Source organism: Kistimonas scapharcae, assembly GCF_039540975.1.
In the GTDB taxonomy this organism is placed as follows: domain Bacteria; phylum Pseudomonadota; class Gammaproteobacteria; order Pseudomonadales; family Endozoicomonadaceae; genus Kistimonas; species Kistimonas scapharcae.
The window spans coordinates 21,752-29,719 of the sequence record NZ_BAABFL010000448.1 but is presented as its reverse complement, the minus strand read 5'-3'; the positions used below and the strand labels follow the sequence as shown (position 1 = coordinate 29,719).

General features: G+C 50.0%; 9 protein-coding genes. 4 read left to right on the top strand and 5 right to left on the bottom strand.

The window, feature by feature from the left end; translation table 11 throughout:
* Window positions 1–3: 3 nt before the first annotated feature.
* Window positions 4–345: an AraC family ligand binding domain-containing protein gene (locus ABD892_RS19380; protein ID WP_345197704.1), complete on the bottom strand. Its 342-nt coding sequence runs from the start codon at window positions 343–345 to the stop codon at window positions 4–6.
* Window positions 346–480: 135 nt separating this feature from the next.
* Here ABD892_RS19380 and ABD892_RS19375 point away from each other — a divergent pair, with 135 nt between their 5' ends.
* The 4 genes from ABD892_RS19375 (at window position 481) to ABD892_RS19360 (ending at window position 3,463) form a co-directional block, all read left to right on the top strand.
* Window positions 481–861: an MAPEG family protein gene (locus tag ABD892_RS19375; protein ID WP_345197703.1), complete on the top strand. Its 381-nt coding sequence runs from the start codon at window positions 481–483 to the stop codon at window positions 859–861.
* Between the two features lie 222 nt (window positions 862–1,083).
* Window positions 1,084–2,412 (top strand): OprD family outer membrane porin, encoded by a 1,329-nt coding sequence (locus tag ABD892_RS19370; protein ID WP_345197702.1) that lies wholly within the window; start codon window positions 1,084–1,086, stop codon window positions 2,410–2,412.
* A gap of 132 nt (window positions 2,413–2,544) precedes the next feature.
* Window positions 2,545–3,270 (top strand): DNA-3-methyladenine glycosylase I, encoded by a 726-nt coding sequence (locus ABD892_RS19365; RefSeq protein ID WP_345197701.1) that lies wholly within the window; start codon window positions 2,545–2,547, stop codon window positions 3,268–3,270.
* 10 nt (window positions 3,271–3,280) lie between these two features.
* Complete coding sequence (locus ABD892_RS19360) at window positions 3,281–3,463, top strand: hypothetical protein (protein WP_345197700.1); 183 nt, start codon at window positions 3,281–3,283, stop codon at window positions 3,461–3,463.
* 21 nt (window positions 3,464–3,484) lie between these two features.
* On the opposite strand, the gene ABD892_RS19355 is transcribed toward ABD892_RS19360, so the two are convergent.
* The 4 genes from ABD892_RS19355 to ABD892_RS19340 form a co-directional block, all read right to left on the bottom strand.
* Window positions 3,485–4,168, bottom strand: coding sequence for a Rossmann-fold NAD(P)-binding domain-containing protein (locus ABD892_RS19355; RefSeq protein ID WP_345197699.1), 684 nt, complete (start codon window positions 4,166–4,168; stop codon window positions 3,485–3,487).
* A 93-nt stretch (window positions 4,169–4,261) separates the two neighbouring features.
* On the bottom strand, window positions 4,262–6,289 hold the full coding sequence (locus ABD892_RS19350; RefSeq protein WP_345197698.1) for a hypothetical protein: 2,028 nt from the start codon (window positions 6,287–6,289) through the stop codon (window positions 4,262–4,264).
* 168 nt (window positions 6,290–6,457) lie between these two features.
* Entirely contained in the window at window positions 6,458–6,877 is a 420-nt protein-coding gene (locus ABD892_RS19345) for a hypothetical protein (protein WP_345197697.1), read from the bottom strand.
* Window positions 6,878–6,983: 106 nt separating this feature from the next.
* Window positions 6,984–7,952 carry a LysR family transcriptional regulator gene (locus tag ABD892_RS19340; RefSeq protein ID WP_345197696.1) on the bottom strand — a complete coding sequence of 323 codons (969 nt, stop codon included), beginning with the start codon at window positions 7,950–7,952 and terminating at the stop codon, window positions 6,984–6,986.
* Between the last annotated feature and the right edge of the window lie 16 nt (window positions 7,953–7,968).

Here is a 7,968-nt window from a genome sequence, read left to right as displayed (position 1 = left end):
TGGCTACTTGGCACCTTTCAAGTATGAACAGGAACTTGCCAAGGCAGCGTAAAAAAGTGTCCGGAAAACTCTTGCCAGATCATACATCAGTTCCGGTGGTGCCAGTATCTGATGCACCTGCCCCGGTGCAATCAGATAAAGCGTACGAGGCCTGAGTGGAAATGCCGTGAAATCAATGCTGTGTTCACCTTCACCGACCTCTGTCCAGATCACTTCGAAATAGTCATGCCGATGCGGACGCCGCTCATAGCTTTGTCGGTTCGTTTCATCCACACGAATGATCTGAAGGGGTTCTTCATCAGGAAGCTGGTAGTGCTCAATGTCGGTGCCGGCCATCATCGCCATGTATCATCCGGGAACAAACTCAGGCGTTGTGCACAGAGATGTGGCATTATGCGGCACGCGTCTGGTCTTGCCTATCCGCTTTGACCACCACGCTCTCTTGCACCCAACCATTCTAACAACAACGGACAGGAGCACATGATGACAACCGCTTACTGGTGTGTCCTGGCAGCCGCCATGATGCCATTCGTTTTCACCCTCATCTCCAAAAGCACGACACCGGGCTACAACAACCGACGACCAAGGGATTTTTATGTCGGATTGCAAGGACTCAGCGCACGGGCCAACTGGGCTCAACAAAACTGCTTTGAAGCACTGCCCGTGTTTGCCGCAGCGGTGATCATTGCCCATCAGGTCGGCGTTGCCGGACAGCTCACCATCGACATGCTGGCACTGGCCTTTATCGGCCTGCGCGTCTTATACGGCATCTTTTACCTGGTGGACAAACACATGCTGCGGTCACTGTCCTGGTTCGCGGCTTATGGCTGTGTCATTGCCTTGTTTGTTGTCTCTGCCTGACCACCCAGACAGGTATTTCAACTGACTCTCTGCACAATTTGATGACAAAACATGCACCTTTATGTGACACATTGTTGAATTTTTTCTACAACTGATTAACACTAGCGCTTCGTTATGTACGTATGCGATTGATCTCGGGGAGGCATGCTGTTTGCATGTGGGTCAGCGCTTCTTAGCATAACTACCAACAAAAACAACATACCTTGGAGTGGGTACACCATAATGAAAATGCTGAAAAAGAGCGCATTAAGCGTTGCTGTCGCTGCAGCACTGGGGGCTACTGCTGCACAGGCTGACAACAGCTTTGTAGACAACAGCTCGCTGAGCGTTACCTATAAGAACTATTTCTGGGAATCTGATCAGTCAAAGTCCAACGCTCGCGAAGAGTGGGTACAAGCCTTGGTAGCAGACTACAGCTCTGGCTATTACGCTGACATCATTGGCTTTGACATCCAAGCTGGCTTCGCCAACGACATCAATTCGAAAACTGAAGATGACGGCTATAGCTGGGGCACTACCAACTTGCCAACAGGCGACAAAGGCAATGCCAATGATATCGCCGGTTTCCAACAGGCTTACCTGAAAGCGAAGTTCGGTGATGATGACCTGAACCTGCACGCTACCTATGGTGTAAAGAAACGTGGCCTTGAGACATACGGTGATAGCGGTTCACGTATCCTGAACTCATCCAGCTACGGTGTTGACCTGGCAGCCGATGTTTATGGTGTCGATCTGTACGCTACCCGCATCACTGCCGCCAGTGCTCGAAACGCTTCAGCTTTCAAGAACGATCTTGAAAACCCTGAAAACGAAAAAATTGATAACATCACTATTTTCGGCGCAGCTTACGATTTCAATGGCTTGGGTATCGTCGTAGAACAAGCTGACTCAAAAGATTACCTGAAAAAATCATTTGCAAAGGTATCTTATAGCTTTGAAATTGCTGACAACATGTCCATTGACCTGGATGCTCGCTACAGCAAAGTCAAAGAGAATGGTGATCTTTTCCTTGAAGATGTCCAAGATTATGATGCCAACCCTGATGGCGACGCAGTGTATCAGCATGCTGATGGCTACAAGTCTGCCTACACCAATTTAAATGCAACATTGAACTTCGGTAATGCATATGTTGGCTTAAGTTATAACAAAACCAAAGATGGTGATTACGTTAACTCACTGTACGATGGCGATCACGGCACCTATAACTCCTCACTGGATCAGTGGGAAGGTTTCAACTATGAAGATGAAAAAGCCTACATGTTCAGTGTTGGTTATGATTTCAGTGATCACGTCCCCGGCCTGAGTGTTGACGCCTGGTACGTCAATGGTGAAGATGCAAAAGGCTTCGACAACTTTAAGCAGAAGGAACTGGGCGCCTACGTCAATTATGACTTCTCTGGCAAGCTGGAAGGCCTGTCACTGGCTTGGTACCACTCTGCATACCGCACCAGCGGTACATCTACTGATGCCACAAGAGACAACACTCTTGGCGCTCTGTACGATGCAGATGTTAACCGTGTCTACCTGACCTACACCTACGAAGTCTTCTAAGCAATCATTTGCTTACCGACTTCAACAACGCCACCTTCGGGTGGCGTTTCTGTTGGTATTGAGAAATTACTGTTTAGACGTTAACCCGCCACGAAAGGATACGTTACACTGGTCGTCCGCGACATCAGGGTAATGAACGTGCAAGCAGAAAGTTACCAAACGATTTATGAACGTGCCTGCGAGCGTAAAGGTGGGGAACAGGCGCTTGAGGGTCTGTTATCGAAACCGCTTAGCCATAAAGTGCTGGCACAACTTGGCGATGATCGCTACCTGGCAGAATTCACTCGAAAAATGTTCCAGTCCGGTTTTGTCTGGCGTGTTGTGGATAACAAATGGCCCGCCTTCGAAGAGCTTTTCTGGCATTTCGATATCGAAAAACTGCTGATGATGCCGGACGAGATGCTGGAACGGAAAGCGGCTGATCCGCGTATTATCCGGCACCTGAAGAAAGTCTGGAGTATTCGTGATAACGCCATCATGATCAGCGATGTACAGCGCGAACATGGTCGTTTTTCCACTTTCATCGCTGACTGGCCTACCGATAACATTATCGGGTTATGGCAATACCTGAAAAAGCACGGTTCACGCTTGGGCGGCAACACTGGTTCTTACGCCCTGCGGGCGCTGGGCAAGGACACCTTTCTTCTCAGTCGTGATGTGGAAGGCTATCTGCGAGCCCACAAGGTCATTGATGGCAGCACCAGTACCAAACGCTCACAGCAACAAATTCAGGCATTCTTTAACCGGCTGCAAGAGAAAAGTGGCCGTTCCTTATCTGAACTCAGTCGTCTTGTTGCCCTGAGTACTGGCGACAATCACATACAAGCCACCCAGACAGAAGAGCCTGCACACGCATAAGGAATCCGCGATGACCAAGCTGCTGACAATCCTTCTGGTTCTCTTCGCCGTGCTGGGCGTATTGGTTATGGTACTGGAAAGGTATGCCAAGCCGGTATCGGCAGAAGCGCAGAGCAAAATGTCCAGCATCATTATGGTTCTGGTTTTTATCCTGCTGGTCGGGCGACTCCTGATGGAAGTATTTGGTGGGTAATCACGCGCCGGTTTAAAACAGTCAGGCTGTTTTTTCAAACACCGCGATATCGTCGGGCTTCAGCAAGGTGAGCGATTTTTGCGCTTTTAGTGAATGCTGAAACATCGCCTCCGCCAGGGCACTCATCCGTGTAGGCCGGTACTGTCGGATTGCCTGCAGCGGAATCGCGGCAAGCACGGACAGCGCATAAAACCCAAGCCGCTCTGCCGGTCGGAATTCATCCCGTTCACCATGTAACAGGGAAGGCTGGTAAATCACCAACGACGCCAGCCCCATGGTTTTGAGTGAGGCTTCCACCTCACCCTTCACTCGCATATAAAAAGCGTGGGATTGGGGGTTAGCGCCATTAGCGCTGATCAGGTGTAAACGAGGTTGGTGGTTGGCAGTAATCCACCGTGCAATGGCCATCACATAATCGTGATCGACTTTACGAAATGCGGCCTTCGAACCAGCTTTCCGAATAGTGGTTCCCAGGCAACAAAGCACTTCATCAACAGGCACCGGCAACTGGAGTGTAGAAATATCATCAAAAGGGATGATCTTTTCAATAACTTTGGGATGGTTTGCCCAAGGTGTTGGGCGATAATGGATAACAACAATCCTGTTGTATTCAGAGCTATTCAACAACGACTCCATCAACACCCGACCGGTTGCCCCCGTTGCCCCAAACACTGCAGCTGTTAACGTCGCTTTTGTCGATTTCATTGTGCCATGACCTGCTGTTGCTGGTCGTACTTTATATTAAGAACGCGCAATACCAAAGCATGGTAAACAATTTAGGAAACTAGATTTATTGTTTCACCGTTTGTCCTTTAAAATTAATTGTTGGTAGACGTTAATTGCTGTAAGAAGATGCCTCTTTGTCACAGGGAAATCCATTATTCGCTTGGTAAAGCCAAGGATTTTAGCTTGCAGGTATGAAGTTCTACCGTCATGTTCGTCAAATACAAACTCATCAATGCCGTTAGCTAACCAAAATAATTGTTTTTCGCTTAGACCTGCTTCCTTCAAACTCCCAACAATGATATCAACCGTTTCCTGATTCCTATCGAAAGAATGTTTTTCACAACATTCTAGATAAGCCAGCACCTTAGAATGATGTTTAGAAAGTTCTTTTTTCAAACTTGAATGGTTTCTTATAATTTTGTTTCGATAGTTGTTATTTAGAAAGTATCTAAAGAAACTTGTCAGCGCCACTGTAAAATTTTTAACAGTAGTTTCATGTTGTTTAATCTCTGGATGTAACGCCCTTGTTGTGGGCACAACTGGTGGTGCGGCCGTGGCCCCCTGTGGTGACAATGAAGGTGTTGTTTCACAGGAAGTCTGAGGAACAGCATGAAACAATGGTTCCTCCACCCTGCTTACGGAGGAAGCCGATGGAGCCTTCTGTTCAGCATTAATAGCGTGGGGATGTAACAGTGGAGAAGATCTTCCCTCTTCCCGAGAGCGAGCAACAAGCACCTGATCATCAAGAGGAGATTCTTCACTTTGTCGCTCCCTGGACAGCGACATCACACTACCACGTTCAACATCTCCAATAGAACCAGGGTCGATATCTATAGTATGCAAGTCAGCAGCCTCTCCTGTTGCATTTGCGCCACTGGTTCCAACATTTTCAGAAGCTGCCTGCTGCCATGATCCGAACGAATCAGTCAAACTAGAATAGGCCGTCTCACTTTCGTCCCAGAGAGACAAACCGCCTGTAGTCTCTTCGCGGCGTCGCTGGAAATATCGCAACGAATCAGCATCAATATGCTGCCGACTTGCACTTAGTAATTGTGATAACTGTTCGTGTGGATCAGAATCATCCTGTTCCGTATAACAACAGCAACAATTACAGAGAGACCGGAAAAGCCCGACAAACGCATCCCATAAACCGCTCACACTGTTTTTTATCCATTCCAGCCAGGTTTGCCCCTCATTGCCTGCCGCAGTTCTTGTACTTCCAGTAGATAGGTTTGTCTGGCTTGGTGCTGACGTCAAACTGATCTCATCTAATTCATCCAGCCTGACGCCACTTCCAGTACCTGTTCGGTTCTCATCAAGATTTAATGTTAAAAGATGATCATCCGCCAATAATAATGCTGGTTCATCAACACCATGTGTCAGCGAAGGCATGCACGGTTCCCTCGTATCACTCAGTCCTGTGCTTGCAATAGGGTGATTGCTATGTACCTCCTGATCAGCAGAACCGATGAGAGGGGTGCCCGCATTGGACATCGGCACAATAGTCGGTGCAGGGGGAGTCATCATTGATTGAGTTGTCGTTGTCGGTAACTCTGCAGGAGCATCCTCTGCGGTATCTACGGTATCTGGAGTAAGCGTATCAAGGCTGAGATTCGATCCCTGAGGAGAAACAGCTGCGTCCCCTAATTCGACTAAAGCCTCTTCCGCCAGTTCATACCCTCCTGCTGAAGAAAGAGAGCGTATGCTCTGTGCTTCATGCACCTCAACGGATGCAACCGGGCTAGCAGATCGACCGCCAGACTCTTCCAAGCTTTCATGCTCCATGAGAGGCTGATTTTCTGGCGACGGGGATTCCTTAGCATTATTTTTGTCACGCCAGGCTCGCCATCTATCCTGAAGTTTGACAGCACGTTCAGCTATTGGCTTCCACCATTTGGTTGGTTCAGGGGCAGGGTTTGAAGATGGCAATCTTACAAACGTAGGGGAACCACCTTCTGAAACATCCTCCCTGGTTCTCAATCCATTGAACAGAACATAATTTCCCGCACCAGTACACTGGGAGAGATCAAGTTGCTCCTGACTACCGGGATGTCCATTCAGTGAAGTTAAAGAAGAACTCCTTGAAAAGCCTGCTGCCATATCAACGTCCTGTTATGTATAAATATCAGTCACTTACCATCTCATGGGAAGCACCCGATATCACCAACAGGCTTGTACAGTATTCCTAACAAATTCGCGCTATTTCAGCCTCACAGGCTTTAATGGATACGACGAAAGTCCTACTCCGATCGATACTATTCAACACATTCACTCAAGGGCTAGTTTCAATCCATCACTCACCGCCTGCAGCGAACAGTCAATCCGGATCTCATGCCCGAGGATCGTCTTCTCAACCTTTCGGCTCATATCCTTGTTTTTCTCCTCGGTAGCCCCGAGAAACAGCTTCCGGATAGTCAGGATACTCCTGCGATCCATGGATTTGGACAGGATAGCCTGTGAGATGACGTGCGCCGCCGCCCCGTCCCGCTCACTCTCAGGAAACTTCGCCAGCCAGTCTGCCAGCGGTTCCTGACAGGCATTCATATCCTTCATCAAGCCAGGTCCGTAGCGCAGCATGTTGATCGGCCCGCGGGCGGCCTTTGGTATCAGGGAGAACACATTGCCCAGTTCATCCAGCAGATCTGCCGGGATATTCAGGTAACGCTCATCCGTGCAACAGTCAGTCATGGTCAGGAAATTATCCATTTTTAAGGAGTAACGTCGCCGATCTGGCTTACTTATGGCCATTCCGGGGACAGGCAGGATAATGCCATCCCCCGACAACGACAAGGCGCTAGGGCCGCTCTCTGGCCTCCGACACCATTCGGGAAGCAACATGCTCAATGATACGCTCCCGCAGCCAGATATGGGCGCTGTCGTTATCATAGCGCTCATGCCAGACCAGCAGATAGGTCACCGGTTCAAGGGAAAACGGCAGCGGCAGCTGCACCACGGCATGGTGTTTCAGGGCCTCACCGGCAAACAGGTTCAGCGCCGTAAAGACCAGGTCACTGTGCTCACAGATACTCAATGCGGCATAAAAATCCGGCACGCGTACGGTGATGTTGCGCCGCAGGTTCATCTGGTCGAGGCGATAGTCCAGCAACCAGTAATCCCGGCCCTCACAGTAAACCTGAACATGCGACTGCCTGAGATAGGTCGCCAGATCCCATGTCTTATCTGACAACGCCGGGTGCCCCTTACGCATCAGGCAAACGTTGCGATCCTCCGCCAGCGCATGATACCGCAGGGATCGGGGCAAACCCGACGTGCCGTAGGTCGGGTTGTCCGTCACCTCTTTGGCAATCACCGCCAGTTCAATGCGCCCCTGCTGGAGCTGGTTGATGGAGTCCGGCTGCCAGTCATAACAATTCATGGTCACCCCGGGCGCCAGTGTCTGGATGCGGCCAAACAGGCCCGTCAGCAACACCGGGTAGGCGCTGCCAATGCTGGCCAGCACGAAGTGACGCTGGGAGCGTTCCGGTGCAAATATCTCCGGCTCTACGGCCGACATCAGCTGCCGCAGCGCCAGCCGGATACCGCCTTCCAGCTGAATCGCCCGTGGCGTCGGCTCCAGACCGTGGGCCACCCGGATAAACAACGGGTCATCGAACAGTTCTCTCAGTCGACCCAGCAGCTTGCTGATCGCCGACTGGCTCAGGTGCAGACGCAATGCCGCACGGCTGGCACTGCGCTCTTCCAGCAGGGCAATGAAGCCAACCAGCAATTTCAAATCAAGGCGGAACAGACGGTCCAGGGTCATGACAACTATTCCAAAA